Annotated in this window: 19 protein-coding genes; 9 read left to right on the forward strand and 10 right to left on the reverse strand. The window is 73.9% G+C overall.

What is annotated here, in order from left to right; all coding sequences use genetic code 11:
• Positions 1–7 precede the first annotated feature (7 nt).
• Positions 8–259, forward strand: a complete 252-nt coding sequence (locus AB0J86_RS08575; RefSeq protein ID WP_363854582.1) for a hypothetical protein — start codon at positions 8–10, stop codon at positions 257–259.
• Positions 256–675 (forward strand): hypothetical protein, encoded by a 420-nt coding sequence (locus AB0J86_RS08580; protein ID WP_363854584.1) that lies wholly within the window; start codon positions 256–258, stop codon positions 673–675. The genes AB0J86_RS08575 and AB0J86_RS08580 overlap by 4 nt, the downstream gene beginning before the upstream one ends.
• Positions 676–762: 87 nt before the next feature.
• Here AB0J86_RS08580 and AB0J86_RS08585 read toward each other — a convergent pair whose 3' ends face one another.
• Positions 763–1,542 (reverse strand): NAD(P)H-dependent oxidoreductase, encoded by a 780-nt coding sequence (locus AB0J86_RS08585; RefSeq protein ID WP_363854587.1) that lies wholly within the window; start codon positions 1,540–1,542, stop codon positions 763–765.
• Positions 1,543–1,679: 137 nt separating this feature from the next.
• Between AB0J86_RS08585 and AB0J86_RS08590 the strand changes: the two genes are divergently transcribed.
• Positions 1,680–2,528, forward strand: coding sequence for a helix-turn-helix transcriptional regulator (locus AB0J86_RS08590; protein WP_363854589.1), 849 nt, complete (start codon positions 1,680–1,682; stop codon positions 2,526–2,528).
• Positions 2,529–2,664: 136 nt separating this feature from the next.
• On the opposite strand, the gene AB0J86_RS08595 is transcribed toward AB0J86_RS08590, so the two are convergent.
• Positions 2,665–4,641: a BTAD domain-containing putative transcriptional regulator gene (locus AB0J86_RS08595; RefSeq protein WP_363854591.1), complete on the reverse strand. Its 1,977-nt coding sequence runs from the start codon at positions 4,639–4,641 to the stop codon at positions 2,665–2,667.
• 116 nt (positions 4,642–4,757) lie between these two features.
• On the opposite strand from AB0J86_RS08595, the gene AB0J86_RS08600 reads away from it, so the two are divergent.
• Entirely contained in the window at positions 4,758–5,765 is a 1,008-nt protein-coding gene (locus tag AB0J86_RS08600; protein WP_363854594.1) for an NADP-dependent oxidoreductase, read from the forward strand.
• A 66-nt stretch (positions 5,766–5,831) separates the two neighbouring features.
• Here AB0J86_RS08600 and AB0J86_RS08605 read toward each other — a convergent pair whose 3' ends face one another.
• Positions 5,832–6,599, reverse strand: a complete 768-nt coding sequence (locus AB0J86_RS08605) for a TetR/AcrR family transcriptional regulator (RefSeq protein WP_363854597.1) — start codon at positions 6,597–6,599, stop codon at positions 5,832–5,834.
• 89 nt (positions 6,600–6,688) lie between these two features.
• On the opposite strand from AB0J86_RS08605, the gene AB0J86_RS08610 reads away from it, so the two are divergent.
• Entirely contained in the window at positions 6,689–7,081 is a 393-nt protein-coding gene (locus AB0J86_RS08610; RefSeq protein ID WP_363854600.1) for a VOC family protein, read from the forward strand.
• 86 nt (positions 7,082–7,167) lie between these two features.
• Here the strand turns inward: AB0J86_RS08610 and AB0J86_RS08615 are convergent, their stop codons facing one another.
• The 4 genes from AB0J86_RS08615 to AB0J86_RS08630 all read right to left on the reverse strand — a co-directional run bounded on the left by AB0J86_RS08615 (position 7,168) and on the right by AB0J86_RS08630 (position 12,534).
• Complete coding sequence (locus tag AB0J86_RS08615; RefSeq protein WP_363854603.1) at positions 7,168–7,797, reverse strand: carbonic anhydrase; 630 nt, start codon at positions 7,795–7,797, stop codon at positions 7,168–7,170.
• A 279-nt stretch (positions 7,798–8,076) separates the two neighbouring features.
• On the reverse strand, positions 8,077–8,739 hold the full coding sequence (gene def, locus AB0J86_RS08620) for a peptide deformylase (protein WP_363854606.1): 663 nt from the start codon (positions 8,737–8,739) through the stop codon (positions 8,077–8,079).
• Between the two features lie 221 nt (positions 8,740–8,960).
• Positions 8,961–11,675: an Hsp70 family protein gene (locus AB0J86_RS08625; RefSeq protein WP_363854609.1), complete on the reverse strand. Its 2,715-nt coding sequence runs from the start codon at positions 11,673–11,675 to the stop codon at positions 8,961–8,963.
• Between the two features lie 79 nt (positions 11,676–11,754).
• Positions 11,755–12,534 carry an endonuclease/exonuclease/phosphatase family protein gene (locus tag AB0J86_RS08630; protein WP_363854612.1) on the reverse strand — a complete coding sequence of 260 codons (780 nt, stop codon included), beginning with the start codon at positions 12,532–12,534 and terminating at the stop codon, positions 11,755–11,757.
• A gap of 254 nt (positions 12,535–12,788) precedes the next feature.
• Here AB0J86_RS08630 and AB0J86_RS08635 point away from each other — a divergent pair, with 254 nt between their 5' ends.
• From AB0J86_RS08635 to AB0J86_RS08645, 3 genes are all read left to right on the forward strand, one after another.
• On the forward strand, positions 12,789–12,980 hold the full coding sequence (locus tag AB0J86_RS08635; protein ID WP_363854615.1) for a hypothetical protein: 192 nt from the start codon (positions 12,789–12,791) through the stop codon (positions 12,978–12,980).
• A gap of 331 nt (positions 12,981–13,311) precedes the next feature.
• Positions 13,312–13,512 (forward strand): hypothetical protein, encoded by a 201-nt coding sequence (locus AB0J86_RS08640; protein ID WP_363854617.1) that lies wholly within the window; start codon positions 13,312–13,314, stop codon positions 13,510–13,512.
• A gap of 92 nt (positions 13,513–13,604) precedes the next feature.
• On the forward strand, positions 13,605–14,444 hold the full coding sequence (locus AB0J86_RS08645; RefSeq protein WP_363854620.1) for a class I SAM-dependent methyltransferase: 840 nt from the start codon (positions 13,605–13,607) through the stop codon (positions 14,442–14,444).
• 119 nt (positions 14,445–14,563) lie between these two features.
• Here the strand turns inward: AB0J86_RS08645 and AB0J86_RS08650 are convergent, their stop codons facing one another.
• From AB0J86_RS08650 to AB0J86_RS08660, 3 genes are all read right to left on the reverse strand, one after another.
• On the reverse strand, positions 14,564–15,697 hold the full coding sequence (locus tag AB0J86_RS08650) for an aminotransferase class I/II-fold pyridoxal phosphate-dependent enzyme (protein WP_363854623.1): 1,134 nt from the start codon (positions 15,695–15,697) through the stop codon (positions 14,564–14,566).
• Complete coding sequence (locus AB0J86_RS08655; protein WP_363854626.1) at positions 15,694–16,338, reverse strand: PAS domain-containing protein; 645 nt, start codon at positions 16,336–16,338, stop codon at positions 15,694–15,696. Before AB0J86_RS08655 ends, AB0J86_RS08650 begins: the two co-directional genes overlap by 4 nt.
• Before the next feature lie 88 nt (positions 16,339–16,426).
• The gene (locus tag AB0J86_RS08660) at positions 16,427–16,936 is read right to left on the reverse strand and encodes a peptide deformylase (protein ID WP_363854629.1); all 510 of its coding nucleotides are present in this window, start codon (positions 16,934–16,936) and stop codon (positions 16,427–16,429) included.
• Positions 16,937–17,029: 93 nt separating this feature from the next.
• Here AB0J86_RS08660 and AB0J86_RS08665 point away from each other — a divergent pair, with 93 nt between their 5' ends.
• Positions 17,030–18,229: a low temperature requirement protein A gene (locus AB0J86_RS08665; RefSeq protein WP_363854632.1), complete on the forward strand. Its 1,200-nt coding sequence runs from the start codon at positions 17,030–17,032 to the stop codon at positions 18,227–18,229.
• Positions 18,230–18,246: the final 17 nt, after the last annotated feature.

The following is an 18,246-nucleotide window of genomic DNA, read 5'->3' on the forward strand; positions in this document are numbered from 1 at the left end:
TCGCGGTATGACCGCGAAGTTGAGTATCAGCGTGCCGGATGATGTCGCCGACTGGTTGGGCGAGCAGCCCAACGCGTCGGCCGCGGTGGCGGCGGCGGTGCGGGCGCAGATGTCGGCGGCCCGTACCGACGAGGTGCTGCGCCGGGCGGGGATCGTGGTGACCGAGGACGGCAAGGCGCGGTGGCGGGAGCGGTTGGCCCGGCCGATGCCGGCGGAGGTGCTTGACGAGGGCCGGCGGCTGTTGGAGGGGATGGCGTGACCGACGAGGTCGCGGTGGTGTTGGACGCCTCGGCGTTGCGGGCGTACGTGCACGGCGAGGTGGCGGTGGGTGAGCTGATCGCCGAGGTGGCCGAGGAGCGGCGGTTGGTGGCGGTGCCGGCGGCCTGTCTGGCGGCGGCGCACGTCGGGGTGGACGAGGTGGGTGCGGCCCTGTTGGTGCTGCTGGCGACGGCGCCGACGGTGCGGGTGCTGCCGTTGGGCGGGGACGGGTCGTCGGTGGCCGAGGAGGCGCGGCAGGTGGGGGTGTTGGCGCGGGCGGCGGCCGGTGACGTGGCGGTGGGGCACGCGGCGCGGGTGGCGATCGCGTGCCGGGCGCACTACGCGACGGCGGAGCCGAAGGTGGCGGCGGCGGTGTTGCCGGCGGGGTGGAGTGTGTTGGACGTGGGGGCGGCGTAGCGGGCCGGCGGCGGGAAGGGTGCGGCGGGCGTCGGGGCGGGTACCCGGACGGGCCGAGGCCGGCCCGTCCGGTCGGGTGCCGGCGGGTCAGCCGCGTACGTGTAGTCCGAAGCCCGTGCGGCCCGCGGGTTCCAGCCCCTCCCTCAGCTGCAGGGAGGGGATCTCGTAGTCGCCGAAGTTCTGCGGCCGGAACGGGATCGGCTCGGTGGTTTCCAGGGTGAGTAGGCGCTGTTTCCAGGCGTGGGCGACGGCCGGGTAGTCCTCGTCGGTGATGCGGTCGGTGCCGTACAGCACGAACGGTGGCAGGACCTCGATGCCCGGGTAGTAGAGGATGCCGTGGTGGATCGGGAACAGCAGGTCGTCGATGGGGCCGTTGATCCCGCGGGGTGCGTAGTGTGACTCGGGGCCGCCGGCGGTGACCGACAGCAGTGCCTTCCGGCCGGCGAGGGTGCCTTCGCCGAAGCGCTCGCCGTATCTGGTGTCGCTGTGCTCGCCGACGCCGTAGGCGAAGTGGTAGGTGAAGACCCGGTCGACCCAGCCTTTGAGGATCGCGGGCATGGTGTACCACCACAGCGGGAACTGGAAGATGATCGTGTCGGCCCAGAGCAGTTTTTCCTGTTCGGCGCGGACGTCGGGGGTGAGCGTTCCGGCGTCGAAGGCTCGGCCGGAGTCCCGGGCGACCCTCAGCGGGTTCGAGGCGTGGGGGCCGTAGTCGGCGGCGTCGACGACGGCCTTCCAGTTCATCGCGTACAGGTCGCTCACCCGTACCTCGTGTCCGGCGGTTGTCAGGGTGGCGACGGCGAGGTCCTTCAGCGCGCTGTTGAGCGACTTGGGCTCGGGGTGGGCGTACACGATCAGGGTTTTCATGGCACTCCTTCGGATCGGGTGCCTTCGACTCTGGCTGTCGCGGTCTCCGGTGTTCAGGGGCGCCGCTTCCGTCGGACGGGACTTCCTGGTACTGGCGGGACCACCTTCGCGGGTGGTACCGAGGTCATACTGGGGGCGTGGACGATCTCGCGGGGTTTCTGCGGACCCGGCGTTCCCGGGTCGACCCGGCGGCCGTCGGTATCCCCGCCGACCGGCGCCGCCGGGTGGCCGGGTTGCGCCGCGAGGAGGTCGCGCACCTGTCGGGGGTCAGCGTCGACTACTACGTACGTCTGGAGCAGGGTCGGGCGGTCCAGCCTTCGGAGCAGGTCCTCGACGCGTTGGCCCGTGTTCTGGGCCTGGACGAGACCGAACGCGGGCACCTGTACCGGCTGGCCCGGCAGCGGCGGCGCCGCGCGCGGGTGCCGGGTGGGCGGGTCCGGCCGGAGGTGCTGCGGGTGCTCGACCTGATCGTGGACGCGCCCGCGGTGGTCGTGGACCACCGTCTGGACGTGCTCGCCGGCAACCGCCTCGCCGGGCTGCTCTACGGTCGGCCGTTGCCGGGGTTGAACACGGCCCGGCACATCTTCCTCGAGGAGGCCGAGCGCGGCCTGTACGCGGACTGGGAGCAATGCACTCTCGACGTGGTGGGGCACCTGCGGTTGGCCGCCGGCAAGTATCCCGAGGATTCCCGGTTGGCGTCGCTGGTCGGCGAGTTGGCGATGGGCAGTGAGCGTTTCCGCCGGCTGTGGGCCCGTGCGGACGTGCGGGCCCGCGCGCATGGGCGTAAGGCGTACCGGCATCCGCTGGTGGGGCTGTTGGAGCTGCATCAGGAGAACTTCGCGTTGCCGGACGGGTCGGGCATGGAGTTGTTGGTGTTGTCCGCGGCGCCGGGCAGCGCCGCGGCGGACGGGTTGCGTCTGCTCGCGGGCCTGGGCGGGGACGGCGCGGTCGGGCATCCCGTGGTGCGCGCCCGGGTCGGCGAGTAGCGGCGCCCGCGCCGCCGCCGGGGGCGCCGTCAGTGGGACGGCGCTCGGGTCCCGCTGCCTGTTTCGGCGCGGGTGGCGCGTTCTCTCCCCCGGCCCCGGAGGGTCGGCGCGGTCCACGGGGCCGGGTCCGACCGTGTCATCGGCCGCCGGGTGCGGCGGCGGCGCGGGGGTGGGTGGCTGTGGCTTCCGTCAGGCGGTGTCGGCCGTAGGCGCGGACCGTCTCGGTGAGGCGGTAGCGGGGGCCGTCGGGTCCGTCGGTCATGGTGACGAGGCAGCGGTCGACCAGGCGGGCCAGGGTGTGCGGTACGTCGTGGACCTCGCCGGCGGCGGCGTGTTCGGCGCTGGCGAGGGTGTGCCGGCCGTCGCCGGTGGTGGCGAGGCGGCGTAGCAGGGTCTGTTCGGGCGGGGCGAGCAGTCGCCAGCTCCAGTCGAGGGTGGCGCGCAGGGTGCGTTGCCGGACGGGGCCGCCGCGCCGGCCGGTGGTGAGCACGGCGAACGGGTCGTCGAGGCGGGCGGCGAGTTCGGTGACGCCGAGGGTGCGGACGCGGGCGGCGGCCAGTTCGAGGGCGAGCGGGAGGCCGTCGAGGCGGCGGCAGATGGTGGCGACGGCGACGGCGGTGTCGGGGCCGAGGCGGAAGCCGGGTGCGGCGGCGGTGGCGCGGGCGACGAACAGTTGTACGGCGGGGACGGTGTCCACCGCCGGTGGCGGTGCGGTCGGGTCGGGGGTGGGCAGCGGCGGTACGGCCCAGAGGTGTTCGGCGGTGATGGCGAGGGGTTCCTGGCTGGTGGCCAGGAACCGCAGGCCGGGTGCGGTGTGTAGCAGGTGTTCGGCGACGGCGGCGACGGGTTCGATGACGTGTTCGCAGTTGTCGAGCAGCAGCAGTGGGTGCCGGTGGGTGAGGGCGTGGCCGAGCCGGCGCAGGGCGCCGCTGGTGCCGCTGGTGGGGTCGGGCCCGCCGGTGGTGGGGTGTGGGCGGTGCTCGCCAGCCCCGCTCGGCGGATGCGCGTCGGTCCCGGTCGGGTGCAGGGTGGCGGCGATGTGGGCGGCCACGGTGTCGGCGGTGGTGGTGCCCGGGTCGAGGTCGGCGAGGTCGACCAGCCAGGTGCCGTCGGTGGGGGCCGGGTGCGGGTCGCGGGCGGCGGCCAGCGCGAGGGCGGTCTTGCCGACGCCGCCGGGGCCGACGAGGGTGAGCAGCCGTGCGGTGGTGAGCAGGTCGCGTACCCGGGTCAGCGCCTCGGCGCGGCCGATCAGTGGGGTGACGGCGGCGGGCAGGTTCCCGCCGGTGGCGGCCGGTGCCGGCGCGGGGGCGTGGCCGGTGGGCGGCGGGTTCGGGTGTGGTGGGGCGGTGGGCGCCGTGACGGCCCGCAGGGCGGGGTCCTGGTGCAGGATCGCCCGGTGCAGGGCGGTCAGTTCGGGGCCGGGGTCGACGCCGAGTTCCTCGGCCAGGCGTTCGCGCAGCCGGGTGTACGCGGTGAGGGCCTCGCTCTGCCGTCCGGCCTGGTAAAGGGCGCGCAGGTGGGCGGCGTGGAGGCGTTCGCACAGCGGGTGCCGGGCGACGAGGTCGGCGAGTTCGCCGGGGAGCAGGTGGTGTTCGCCGAGGTCGAGGCGGGCCTGGGCCTCGTGTTCCTGGGCGGTGACGTGTTCCTCGTCGAGGCGGGCGGCGACGGGCCGGGCGAAGTCGTGGTCGGCGTGGTCGGCGTAGGCGGGTCCGCGCCACAGGCGTAGCGCGTCGGTCAGCAGGGTGGCGCGGGTGTGCGGGTCGCCGGTGTCGCGGGCCTGGTCGAGCAGGGCGCGGAACCGGGTGGCGTCGACGGTGTCGGGGTCGATCGCGAGCAGGTAGCCGGGTGGTTGCCGTACGACGAGGTGGCGGGCGCCGGGTTCGGCGGTGTCGAGGGCGCGGCGCAGTTGGGAGATCCGGGTGTGCAGGGTGGCGGTGGGGTTGCGGGGTGGCCGGGTGCCCCAGAGGTCGTCGATGAGCCGGTCGGCGGGTACGGGTCGGCCCGGTTGGGTGAGCAGGTCGGCCAGGAGCGCGCGGACCTTCGCCTCGGGGATCGGTACGCGGGTGCCGTCGTCGGTCCAGACGGCCAGCGGGCCGAGCACTCCGAAACGCACCCGGGAAACGGTACTCCCCGGGTGGACCTGCAGCGGGGCGGAAGGAAACCGGAAGTGTCGGCGGGCACGGTGGGCGGTGTCAGCGAGACCGTGGCAGGTGGAGGGCAGTCGGTGTGGTGAGCAGGATGGTCGGTCGGGAGGTTCGGTTGGTGTCCCGCCCGGTGGGGTGGCCGGGGCCGGAGAACTTCGCGGTGGTGCGGACGGGGGTGCCGGATCCCGGCGAGGGGCAGGTTCTGGTGCGTAACCGGTGGATGTCGGTGGATCCGTACATGCGGGGGCGGATGGACGACGGTGAGTCGTACATCGCGCCGTTCGAGGTGGGTGCGGTGCTGGAGGGGCACGCGGTGGGTGAGGTGGTGGCCTCCGGGGCCGCGGGTGTGCCGGTGGGTGCGACGGTGTCGCACTTCGCGGGGTGGCGGGAGTACGCGCTGCTGGACGCGGCCGACGTGGCGGTGGTGGACGTGTCGGTGGCGCGTCCGCAGGATCATCTGCACGTGCTGGGGCAGACGGGGTTGACGGCGTACCTGGCGGTGACGGAGGTGGCGCGGGTACGGCCGGGTGACGTGGTGTTCGTCTCGGGGGCGGCGGGTGCGGTGGGCAGTCTGGTGGGGCAGTTGGCGCGCAGGTTCGGGGCGGCGCGGGTGGTCGGGTCGGCCGGTGGGGCGCAGAAGGCGCGGGTGCTGACGGAGGTGTTCGGGTTCGACGCGGCGGTGGACTACCGGGCCGGTGGGGTGGCGGAACAGTTGGCGGTGGCGGCGCCGGAGGGGATCGACGTGTACGTGGACCACGTCGGTGGGGAGCATCTGCAGGCGGCGATCGGGGCGTTGCGGCCGGGTGGTCGGGCGGCGCTGGTGGGGATGATCAGTGGTTATTCCGCGGCCGAGCCGGTGCCGGGGCCGAGCAACCTGTACGACGTGGTGGTCAAGCATTTGACGCTGCGGGGGTTGCTGGTGACCGAGTACTACGACCGGTTGCCCGGTTACGTGGCGCAGGCGGCGCGGTGGTTGGCGGACGGTTCGTTGCGCAGCCGGGAGACGGTGGTGGAGGGCATCGCGCGGGCGCCGGAGGCGTTTCTGGGGATGTTGGGTGGGGCGAACGTCGGCAAGATGCTGGTCCGGTTGTGAGGGGGGCGGGCCGCGACCGTGGGGCGGCCCGCGACCGCGATCCGCGGGTGCCGGGCCGGGCGCGGGTCAGCGGGTGGGGCGGTCGATGAGGACGGCCAGCCCGTCGAGGACCCGGTGCAGGCCGAAGCGGTAGGCGTGGTCGGGGTCGTGGGCGCTGCCGTGCGCCGTTCCGGCGGCGGTGCCGACCCGGGTGGCGAGGGGGTACGTGTCCGGGTCGAGGTGTCGGGCCAGCAGCGGGCCGGTGGCGGCCCACCACTGGGCGTCGTCCATGGCGGTGGCGCGCGCGGTGGCCCGGGCTTCGATCGTGGCGCGGGCGTTGGCCTGGACGAAGGTGAGCAGGTGGGTGAGGCAGTCGTCCATCTCGACGTCGGTGAGGCCGAGCCCGTCGAGGGCGGACAGTTCGTGTTCGTACTTGGCGATGGCGCCGGGGCCGAGGGTGGGTCGTAGGGTGCTGACGGCCGCCGCCCAGGGGTGGCTGGTGTAGAGGGCGCGGTTGTCGTCGGCGACGGTGGTGAGTCGTTGCCGCCAGTCGGCGCCGGTGAGGGCGGCGCGGGGCATGCGGGCGTAGGCGGCGTCGAGCATGAGGTCGAGCAGTTCGGCCTTGCCGGGTACGTAGGTGTAGAGGGTCATCGGGGAGACCCGCAGGGTCTGGGCGACGCGGCGCATGGTGAGCGCGTCGAACCCCTCGTCGTCGGCGAGGGCGGTGGCGGCGTCGACGACGGCGTCGAGGTCGAGGGCGCGTTGCGGGCCGCGGCGCGGTACGGCGCTCTGGTCGCGCCACAGCAGCGCCAGGGTACGGGCGGGGTCGCCGGCGCCGCTGCGTTCGATCTTCATGGGGTCATTCTCGCGCACCCGGACCCACAACCCCGTACGAAGTACAATGTACGACGTACGGAGTTTCCGACCGTCGGGGAGCACACCACGTGAACATCACCTCCAGCGCCGTCTCGCTCAACGTCGACGACGTCGCCGCCTCCAGCGCGTTCCTGCGCACCCACTTCGGCTTCACCGAACAGCTGGCCGCCGACGGGTTCGCCGCGCTCACCCGCGACGACGCCGGCATGAACGTCGTCTTCCTGCGGCGCGGCCTGCCGACGCTGCCCGCCGACCAGCGCGACACGCACGCCGCCGGGCTGATCCTGGCCTTCGTCGTGGACGACCTGGAGGGCGAGCTGGCCCGGCTGCGCGCCGAGGGCGTCACCATCACCATGCCGCTGACCGTCGAGGAGTGGGGCGAACGGGCCTTCCAGGTCCGCGACCCGAACGGGGTGATCGTCCAACTCGTCGACTGGAACGGCCCCGGACAGCAGCGGTAGCCGCGCCGCGTTCACCGTGCGTGCCCGCACGGTGCCGCCGGTGGGTGCCGGCGCCGGCCCGGCGCCGGCACCCACCGGGCCTCGGCTCAGCCGGGCAGGATCCGCACCTGCCCGGCCTCGAGCTGGTACGACATGCCGACCACCGCGCAACTGCCGGCCCGTACCGCGGTGGCCAGCACCGCCGAACGCTGCGGCAACTGCTGGACCGTGCGCTGGATGTGCAGGTCCACGATCTGATCCACGTCGTCGGCCTGCCGGGCCGCGGCCAACTCCACGCTCGGCACGATCGCCGACACGATCCAGCCCAGATGCCCGACCGGCTCGGCCGGGTGCGCCACCGCCTCCCGGGCCGCCTGCACCGCACCGCAGGAACTGTGCCCCAACACCACCACCAGCGGCGTGTTGAGCACCGTCACCGCGTACTCGATGCTGCCCAGCACCTCCGCGCCCATCGTGTGCCCCGCGGTACGGACCACGAACAGGTCACCCAGCCCCCGATCGAAAATGATCTCAGCGGCGAGTCGGGAGTCCGAACAGCCGAAGACCACCGCGAACGGGGCCTGCGCGGCCGCCAACGCGGCCCGGTGCTCCGCGTCCTGGTTCGGGTGGATCCGGGTACCGGTGACGAACCGGCGGTTGCCCGCCTGCAACTCGGCCAACGCCTGCTCGGGCGTACGCGGCGGACCCTGCGGCCCCGGCGCGGATGGTGCGGTCATCGACCCTCCATGGACGGACGGCTGCGCGACGACCCGCGACACGTCCGCCGCCGCCGGCCACCCGCCGGCACGACACACCGGCGACCGGCCCCGGGGCGGCACACCGCGCGGGCCACCCGCGTCGCGACACTGCGCCGCGGGCCCCACCAGCCTATCCGCGCACCCCACCGCGATGATCACCCACCGGGTCGCGGCGACCGACGTCACCCCCGCGCCACCGGATCGACCCCCGGAACCCGCACGGCGCCGCCGCTCGCGACCCCACGCCACCGGTTCGGCTCAGCCGCGCGGCGCCGCCGCCCGCGCCGCCCGCCGGGCGAACACCTCGTCGCGGCGCTCGGCCATCTCCCGCAACACCGCCTTGCGCCGCCGCCCGGTCAACCGGTCCACGTACAGCCGCCCGTACAGGTGATCCGTCTCGTGCTGCAGGCAACGCGCGAAGTACCCCCACCCCTCGACCACCAGCGGCCGGCCCGCCAGGTCGAACCCCCGCACCACCGCGTGGTCCGGCCGCGACACCGGCGCGTACGGGCCCGGCACCGACAGGCACCCCTCGTCGGACTCCACCAGCCGCCGGCTGCCCGACGGCTCCTCGTCCAGCACCGGGTTGCAGATGTGCCCCACGTGCCGCACGCCCTGGTCGTCCGGGCAGTCCCAGACGAACACCTGCAGGTCCACGTCGACCTGGTTGGCCGCCAGGCCCACCCCCTCGGCCACGTACATGGTGGCGAACATGTCGTCCACCAGCCGCGCCAGCTCCGGCGTACCGAACTCGGTCACCTCCCGGCAGCGGCGGTGCAGCACCGGCTCCCCCACCACCGTGATCCGCCGCACCGTGCCGCGCGCCGCCTCCGGCACGACCCGGGGATAGTCGTCGACCGGCTCCCCCTGCACGCGTACCCGGCGGTCGACGGAACCCTCACGGTCAGACGGTACGGACATCGGCGGCACACCTCTCGGATCACGGACGCCGCGGCCGGCGCCCCGCCCGCCGCGGACACGCGAGCGGACGACACACCGGCCCGGACCAAACGGGACGGGACGGCGCGCGGCACACGACCACCCCGCGCGCTTTGCAAAGTAACACTCTTTGCAAAGCGCGCGGGAGCCGGGCACCCCGGCAACGCACCCCCGGGCGCCACCCCCACCCGGTCACGCCCCGGTCACGCCAAACCCGCCGCCCGCAACGTCAACACCCGCCGATCCCCCGTCACCACCGCCACCAGATCACCGTCCACCACCACCTGCTCCGGCGCCTTCTCCCCCACCTTCGCCCCCGCCGTCACCCGACCCGACGACACCTCCTCCACCCAGATCCGCCACCCCGCATACGCGTCGTACCGCCGCGCCACCAACCGGCCACCCGCCACCGCCACCACCGACGAACCGTCCGGCAACTGCCGCAACCGCCCCCCGTCGAACCCCAACACCCGCGCCCGCTCCACCGAATCGAACGGCGCCCGCCCCCACACCAACGCCCCCTGCGCCACGTACCACGACTCCTCGTCCGACCAGTCCACCGCCGCCGACCACACCTGCACCCCCGTACGCGTGTCCACCGCCACCGTCGCGTGATCCCCCTCCGCCCGACCGTCCACCGCCGCACACACCAGATGCGGACCACACGGCTTCACCCGCTGCACCCGCCGACCCGCCTCCAACGGCAACTGCCACCTGCGCGCGAACCCCTCCGACACCCCGTACCCGGCCAACACGTCCCGCCCCGGCTCCACCCGCGACGACACCTTCCCCACCACCAACCCGTCGAACGCCGTCCACAACTCCTCGTCCACCGGCAACGCCCCACCGGCCCCGGCCGGCCGGCCCGTCGCCACGTCCACCGCCGAACCCCGATGCGTACGCGCGTCCAACTGCACCACCACACCGCCCGCCGCGACCGCGTCCCGCAACCCCACCTCCGCCGCCGGCACCACACCCGCCACCGCCCCCGGCGGCAGCGGCGGCCACTGCCACAACGGCTCCACCCGATGCCCACCCGAACCCAACACCGCGTCGTCACCCGCCCGCGACCACCGCGCCTCACCCGTACGCAGATCCACCCGCGACAACCCCGGACCACCCTCGCGGCCCGACCCCTCCACCACCACGTCCGTGCCGTAGAACGCCACATCCCGGCGCTGCTCCCACGCGCTCTTCCACAACAGGCGACCATCCGCGGCCGACAACACCGCCCGCACGTCCCGACCCCCGTCCGTGGCCGAGCCCTCCCCGTCCACCACCACCAGATCACCCACCCCGGTCAGCCGCAGCTCCGTCGGCTCCACCGGCACCCGCACCGACCACAGCGGCTGCGCCACACCCGGCGCCGTCGACGTCACCTGCGTCCCGCCGCCACCCGCCACCGCCGACACCACCCGACCACCGGCCACCGTCACCCCGCCCGCCCCGGAACCCGGCAGGTCACGGCTGGTCACCTCCGTCAACTCGCCCACCACGTCCGCGCCGTCGCCGGCCAGATTCGCCCCACCCGGCAACGCCCCCGACAACCGGTCCCACACCCCCGCCACCAGCCGCCCACCGGTGCCCAACGCCGCGACACACCCCGCCACCGCCAGCACCGCCACCGACGCCAGCAACGCCCGCCGCACCGGACGACGCCGCCGCGCCGACCCCGGCGACGGCCGTACGGCGACCGGCGGCACCGCGGCACCCGCACCGACCGGAATACCCGCGACCGGTGCCACCGGCGCCGAGGAGAGCGGCGACCCACCCGACACCGCACCGGCCGCCGGCGAACCGGCACCAACCCGGCCCGCCGCCGCGTCCGGCAGGACCGGCCCGGCCGGCGCCGCGACAAACCGCACCGCCCCGAACGCCACCGGCAACTCCGGCTGCTCCGGCACCTCCGGCGCCACCCCCAACCGGGCATGCAACCGCGTCGCCACCAACGGCAGCCGGCTCGAACCACCCACCAACACCAACCCCGCCAACGCCGCCGGCTCCACCCCCGCCCGCTGCACCACCCGCCGCGTCTCGTCCACCGCCCGCGCCACCAACGGACCCGCCACCCGCTCCAACTCCTCACGGGTCAGATGCACCGGCTCGTCCCAACCCGGCACCTGCACCGGCGCGCTCGCCGCACGCGACAACATCTCCTTCGCCGCCCGCACCTCCGCCCAGAACACCTGCCGATCCCGCCGCTGCGCCGCCGACCCCGGAACCCGCAACCGCTCCCACAACCCCGGATCACGCACCCCCACCAACTGCCCCAGATGCGCCACCAACGCCTCGTCGACGTCCACCCCACCCAGGTCGTCCAACCCACCCGTGGCCAACACCCGCAGCCCCGACGCCTCCCGCCGCACCACCGCCACGTCCAGCGTCCCGCCGCCGAAGTCGAACACCCCCAACACGCCACCCACCGGCACCCGCTGCCCCCACACCCCCAGGCAGTACGTCGCCGCCGCGATCGGCTCGTCCACCAACCGCACCTCGCCCAACCCCGCCCGCCGCGCCGCCTCCCGCAGCCGCTCCCGACGCGGACCACCCCAGTCCGCCGGACACGTCACCACCGTCGCCGCCGCCGGGTCGACCCCCGCCACCCGCGCCTCGCCGGCCACCCGACCCAACACCGCCGCCAACAACCCCGACACCGGCACCTCACGCGCGCCCAACAGCACCGCGTCCTCGTCGATCCGGCGCTTCGGCTGCGGCTCGAAACACTCCGGCCGCAACACACCCAGCCGCTGCGCGTCCCGCCCCGTGTGCGTCGCCCCCGCCTCGTCGACGAACACCCCGGACGGCAACAAGGGCGAACCGTCGAACAACAGCGGCCGCGCCGGCTGATCACCGCGCCGTACCACCGCCACCGTGTGCGTCGTACCCAGATCCACCGCAAGCCGCGCCGGCTCGACCACCGAACCCCCTCGGGGCGTACCCGTCAATGCCGCGCCGGATCGTACTTGCCGGCCACGACACGACACCTCCGCCGGTCGGTCAGCCCACATCCACCACCAACGGACGATGATCCGAAATCGTCGACAGCGGCGTCGCCACCGCCGTCACCGGCCCCAACCGCCCCGCTCCCCGCGGATCCACCAACACGTGGTCCAACTGCACTCGCGGCTGGACGGCCGGATACGTCGCCCGGCGCCCCAACGGCCGCCACCGCGACACCAGACCCGCCAAGCCCGCCGGAATGTTCAGGTCCCCCAGCAGCACCCGGGGCGCCGGCAGCGCCCGCAGCGCCCGCACCACCAGCCGCAGCTGCCGCAGGTTCCACCCCGGCACGAACGACAGGTGCGTCGCGGCCACCGTCACCGCCCCGACCGGCGTCTCCACCACCGCCGCCAACACCACCCGCGGCTCGTCGCGCAACAGCATCAACCCGCCCCCGGGACCCGGCACCCACACCGGCGAACGCGTCGGCGCCGGCGACAACCGCCGCACCAGCCACGAACGCACCGGATAGCGGCTCACCAACCCCACGCCGTAACACGGCTCGCCGTGCCCGTCGTCATCGTCGGTCAACCGCCGGAACCCCTCACCCGGCGTACCGACCACCGCCGCGGCGAACCGGTGCGCCGGCGCCCCCAACGCCCGCGCCACCACCGCCGTCTGGTCCAGGTGCCCACTGCGGGACTGGTCCCGGTCCACCTCCTGCAACGCCAGCACATCCGCGTCCAGCGCGCTCACCGCCGCCGCCAGCCGCACCTCGTCGACCAGCCCGTCCTCCAGGGATCGACCATGCAGCAGGTTGAAGGTCACCAGTCGCACTCCTGCAACCCTACGGGCCGATGTGCGACAGTGAGCCGTGCTCGTCAAGGCGCTCTGCTGCTCGACCCTGCTGTTCATCGCCCTCGGCGCCGCCGGAATCTGGCTGCGCCGCCGCCGCGGCCAGTAGGGGCGCGCGTCCCGCAGGGTCTCCGCGAGACCCGCCCGCCCGGACCCGGCCTGAGCCGGCCGCGCGACCGCCCGCCGGGGACCGCGGCCCGCCGGCGGCGAGGTCCACCCGCCAGTCGTTGCTCCGCATGAGCCGCCCCGGCGGGAACTCGAAGTCACACTCCCCCACCAAGGAGAAGCCCGCCCGGCCGCAGACCGCGTTCGACGCCGGGTGGTTCACCGACTCCGAACGCGTGCAGGAACCGGTGGCGTGCCCGCACCTGTTCGTCGGTTTCCGGTTCGTCGCCGCCGGGCGACCGGCGGCGGGCGTGGGGTCGTAGCCCGGCGGTTTTCGGTGTCGGCGAGGTCGGCCACAACCCCTAAAGCATCCTAGGACGTTAATCCGGTGGATGGCGGGATCCGGACTGCCGCCCGGGTGGGCCGGCTTGCCGACGGAGAGAGGGCTGTGCGAGCCTCTTACGTCATCTCTCGGAAAGGGCTGGTCGCGACGCTCGGCATGGTTCTCGGCGACCTCTCCTCTCGCGCTTCGACGCGGGAGCGGTAGCCCCACCTGCCCTGACCCCCACCCGTACCCCGGACGCGGGCGGTATCTCCTGCTCCTCGTCGAAGTGCTCTTCGTGCCCCCGCACGTTCGATCACGAGGAGTACGTGGTGTCCACGATCCGCTGGACCGAGACGAACACCCCCCGTTCCGCCCACTGGCATTCGGAGAGCGCAACCCCACCTCCCCGCCGGGTCGTCGGCGCGGACGACCGCATGAAGGCCGACATCGCCTACCGCCTGGCCTGCGAGAGCACTGCCCTGCTGTGCGGGGCGACTTACACAACGCCCGCCAACTACTACAGGCGATGAGCCGCCGCGTCGACCGGAAACCCGCCCGGCGAGGCGACAGTCCGGCGGAGTCCTTCCGCCTGGCCCGCCAGGCCCGCGGCCACCGTGCCCGCGTGCTGGGCAGGCTCATCGTCCTGCTGGGCGACGACTACCGCCTGAACCTGCGCAGAGCCCCCGACGTGCGACGAGCATGCCACGAGGCATACGGTCCGCCGTCCGCGCCGATGGCCGTCTCGCTCACCGAACTGCTGGGCGTGATCGGAGCGCACCAGTGGCGCACGAAGGGCGTGCGGGTACCGGCCCTCGACGCTCGCGTACACCCGCACTACGGCGTGTTCTCCCCGGTCAGGGCCGAGTACGTCGACCTCGTCGCACACGCACCACTTCCCCCACCGGCCGACTGTCGCGCAGGCCGCCGCATCGCGTTCGACCTCGGGACCGGCACGGGAGTGCTCGCAGCCGTCCTGGCGCGCCGGGGAATCGACCACATCGTGGCCACGGACATCAGCCCGCGTGCCCTGGACTGCGCCCGCGAGAACGTCCGTCGACTACACCTCACCGGGCGCATCCACGTCGTCGGCCCCGGCCTCTTCCCCGACGGGCGCGCGGACCTCGTCGTCTGCAACCCACCCTGGATTCCGGCCCGGCCCACCTCCGCCCTGGAACAGGGCGTCTACGACCCGGGCAGCGGCATGCTCAACAGCTTCCTGACCGGGCTGACCGCGCATCTCGAACCGGGCGGCGAGGGCTGGCTCGTCCTCTCGGACCTGGCCGAGCACCTCGGGCTCCGGACCCGCGGCGAACTGCTGGCCGGCATCGAGGCGGCGGGCCTGCGCGTGGTGGACAGGATGGACGCCAGGCCACGACATCCACGGGCCCGGGACGTCACCGATCCCCTACACGCCGCCCGGGCCGCGGAAGCCACGTCGCTGTGGCGGCTCGCCAGCAGATGACGTGCGGCGCCGGCCGTCGCCGGGGCGAGACAGGGCCCGGGTCCGCCCGTACGGCGGCCGGGCGGACCCGGGGTCCGGGCAGCCGTCGCGAGGGTCGACGGCCCGCTCGGATCGCCGGGTCAGGGGCGGGCGCGCAGCCAGTCCGCGAAGGTCTCCAGCGCCGGCTGCGGGTCCCGCCGCCCTACGCCGACCCGGAAGCGGTCGGTGGGGGTCTCGGTCAGTTCGGAGCGGTAGATGCTCGCCGGCAGCAGCAGCACGCCGGCCTCCTCGACCAGCCGGGTGCAGAACTCCTCCACCCCGTCGCGGCCCAGGTAGCGCGGGAAGGCCACGCAGCCGCCATCGGGCGCCCGCCACTCGAACAGCTCCGGGAACTCGGCGAAGAACGCCGCGAAGACCGGCAGGTTGGCGGCGACGATGCCCCGGTTGCGCGCCAGGATCCGCTCCCGCGCCTTGATCGCGATGCGGGCCAGGATCTCGCTCGGCGCGGAGTTGCAGATGGTGGTGTAGTGCTTCGCGCGCTCCAGCCGGGAGCGCAGCGCCCGGTCCCGGCAGGCGATCCAGCCGACGCGCAGCCCCGGCAGCCCCAGCGACTTCGACGTGACGTTCAGGGACAGGGCCCGCTCGGACAGGTCCGCGGCCTGTGGCAGCGTACGCGCCGGGTCGCGCTCGAGGCCGCGGTACACCTCGTCGCTGAACAGGTGGATCCCGCGTTCGTCGCAGAGCGCGACGAGCCGGGCGAACTCGGCCGGGTCGAGCAGCTTCCCGGTCGGGTTGTTGGGGAAGTTGACCGAGACCACTCGGGTGTTGGGGCGGATCGCGTCGACCAGCCGGTCCAGGTCCAGCGCCCAGTCCCGGGCCGGGTCCAGGGCCACCCCGGTGACCGCGCAGAGCGACAGCGGCACCGTCTCGGCGGCCTGGTAGTTCGGGGTCAGCACCACCGCGTGGTCGTCCGGCCCGAGCAGCACCCGCATGGCCAGGTAGAGCCCCTCCTCGGCGCCGGCGAAGCAGATCACGTCCTCGGCGTCGACGTGGCGGTACGTCGAGGCGATCGCCCGCCGCAGGCCCGGGTCGCCGAAGGTCTCCGTGTAGCCCAGCGAGAGCGTCTCCCAGGCCCGCCGGTCCTCGTCGTCGGCGAGCGCCAGCAGGTCGGCCACCGTCATGGTCTGGGCGTCCGAGGCGGTCAGGTGGTGCCGGGCGGTGAACTCCCACCGGGAGAAGTAGGTCTCCAGCCGGAAGTCGGGCAGTTGGCTCACGCGGGGACTCCTTCGGCCCTGGTCTCGGCGAGCAGGGCGTAGACGGTGGACCGGGACACCTGCAGCGCCTGGGCCACGACCGGGGCCGCGCGGCGCACGGTGAAGATCCCGGCCTGGTCCAGTTCGGCGAGGACGGCGAGCCGGTCCGCGCGGCCGAGGCGTTCGACGGGGCGGCCCCGGGTACGCACGAACGAGCCGACGATCCGCTGCACGCGCTCGGTCCAGTCCTGTTCGAACAGGGCCGCCGGCCGCGGGGTCGAGGGTGCGGCGAAGCCGGCCAGCACCGCGACGGCCTGGTCCAGCGGTGTGCGGTCGAGGTTGACGCAGAGCACCGCCGAGGGTTGGCCGTCCGGGTCGCGCAGCACCGCGCTGACCGAGGTCAGCCGCCGCCCGTCGGCGAGCAGTTTCTCGTACGGGCCGAAGACGTCGCGGGCGGCGGGTTCGAGCTGGTCCAGCTCGCCCAGCAGGGACGGGTCCCCCGCCGTGCGCCGGGTCAGCGGATTCCAGATCGCCAGCACCCGGTCGGCCGCCGCGTCGTGCAGCACCACCTCGGCGTACGGGCCGAGCAGCAGCGCCACCGCGCGGCAGACCGGCGCCCAGCCGCGTACCCGCGGGTCGGACTCGTCTCCCACCGTCTCCACGTCTGGACTGTAATCCCAGACTGGACGATCAGTCCAATCGTGGTCCGCCCGACGGCGGGCGTCGGGAAGCCGCCCCCGGGGCAGGCGCCTACCGGGGCGCGTCCGGGGCCGCGAACCGGCCCGAGCGGATCTCCCGCAGCGCCCGGCGGCGCGCCTCACCGCGCAGCGTGTCGACGTAGAGGCGCCCGTCCAGGTGGTCGGTCTCGTGCTGCAGGGCGCGGGCCAGGAAACCGGTACCGCTGACGGTGACCGGCTCGCCGTACTGGTCGAAGCCGTGGGCGGTGGCGCGCAGGGCGCGCGGGGTCGGGAAGAAGAACCCGGGGATCGACAGGCAGCCCTCGTCGTCGGACTCGGTCTCCGCCGACAGCTCCAGCGTGGGATTGACCAGGTGCCCCCGCGACCCGCCCGCGTCGTAGACGAACACCCGGGCGCTCACGCCGATCTGCGGGGCGGCCACGCCGGCCCGGCCCGGCGCCCCGAGCAGGGTGTCCATCAGGTCGGCGACCAGGTCGCGCAGTTCGGTGTCGAAGCTGGTGACCGGCGCGCAGGGGGTGCGCAGCACCGACTCGCCGATGATCCGGATGGGCCGCATGGTCATGGCCGGAAGGCTAGTCGTTCGCCGCCGGCGCGATCACGGCGCGTGGTATGACTGCCGGAGAAGACGTACCGGGCACAGCGGAACGGGCGGACGATGGCAGCCGGCGAGAGCGAGACGCTGCTGCGCCGCCCCGGCGGCTCGCAGCGCGCGACGTTCCTGGAGCTCTTCCTCGACCTGGTCTACGTCTTCGCCCTCACCCGGGTCTCCCAGCGGCTCATCAACGACTTCCAGAGCGACAACGCGATCCGCTTCTCCGAGGCCGGCCGGACCCTGCTGCTGCTGCTCGCGCTCTGGATGCTCTGGACCATGACCGCCTGGATGACCAGCCGCTTCGACCCGGAACGGTCGAGGGTGCAGGTGATCGTGGTGCTCACCATGTTCGGCAGCATGGTGATGGCGGTGACCCTGCCGCAGGCGTACGGGGGTCAGGCCCTGCTCTTCGCCGGCGCGTACGTGGTGCTGCAGGTCGGCCGGCCGCTCTGCCTGGGGCTGACCCTGCGCGGCGACTCCCGGCAGAACATCTCCTGGCGGCTGGTCTTCTGGTTCTCCCTGAGCGGGCTGTTCTGGATCGCCGGGGCGCTGGTGCCCGACCAGTACCGGTGGCGGTTCTGGCTGACGGCGGTGGTGGTGGACTACGGCGGTCACGCCCTGCGCTGGCCGACCCCCAGGGTCGGGCGGGTACGCGGCTCCGAGTGGGGGTTCGCCGGCGAACACCTCGCCGAGCGGTACCAGCAGTTCGTCCTGATCGTGCTCGGCGAGTCGATCCTGGTCACCGGCCTGCGCTTCAGCGGCGGCCGGTTCGTCGTCGCCACCACCGTCGCGTTCGTGCTCTCCTTCCTCACCACGGTGATGCTCTGGCGGATCTACTTCCACCAGGCCGGGTTCCTGCTCGCCGAGGCGATCACCGGGGCCCGCGACCCGGGCCGGTTCATCCGCTCGGCCACCTACACCCACCTGCTGATGGTCGCCGCGATCCTGGCCAGCGCCGTCGGGTTCGAACTGGTCATCGCCGACCCGGGCGCCGACCCGACACCGGGTTGGGTCGCCGTCATCGTCGGCGGTCCCGCGCTGTTCGTGCTCTCCCGGGTGCGCTTCGAGTACGAGGTCTTCGGCCGGATCACCTGGTCCCGGCCGGTCGGCGTGGGGTTCCTGCTGCTGGTCTCCCCGGCGATGCTGCTGCTGCCGGCGCTGGCCGTGGGGGGTGTCGCCGCGGGGGTGCTGACGGCGCTGGCCGTCTACGACGGGTTCCGCCAGTGGGGGCGGCCCCGGGACCCGGCCTCCTCACCCCTGTAGCCGGCCCGCCGTCGCCA

The sequence above is a fragment of the Micromonospora sp. NPDC049559 genome (genome assembly GCF_040676675.1).
Taxonomy (GTDB): Bacteria; Actinomycetota; Actinomycetes; order Mycobacteriales; family Micromonosporaceae; genus JBFAPK01.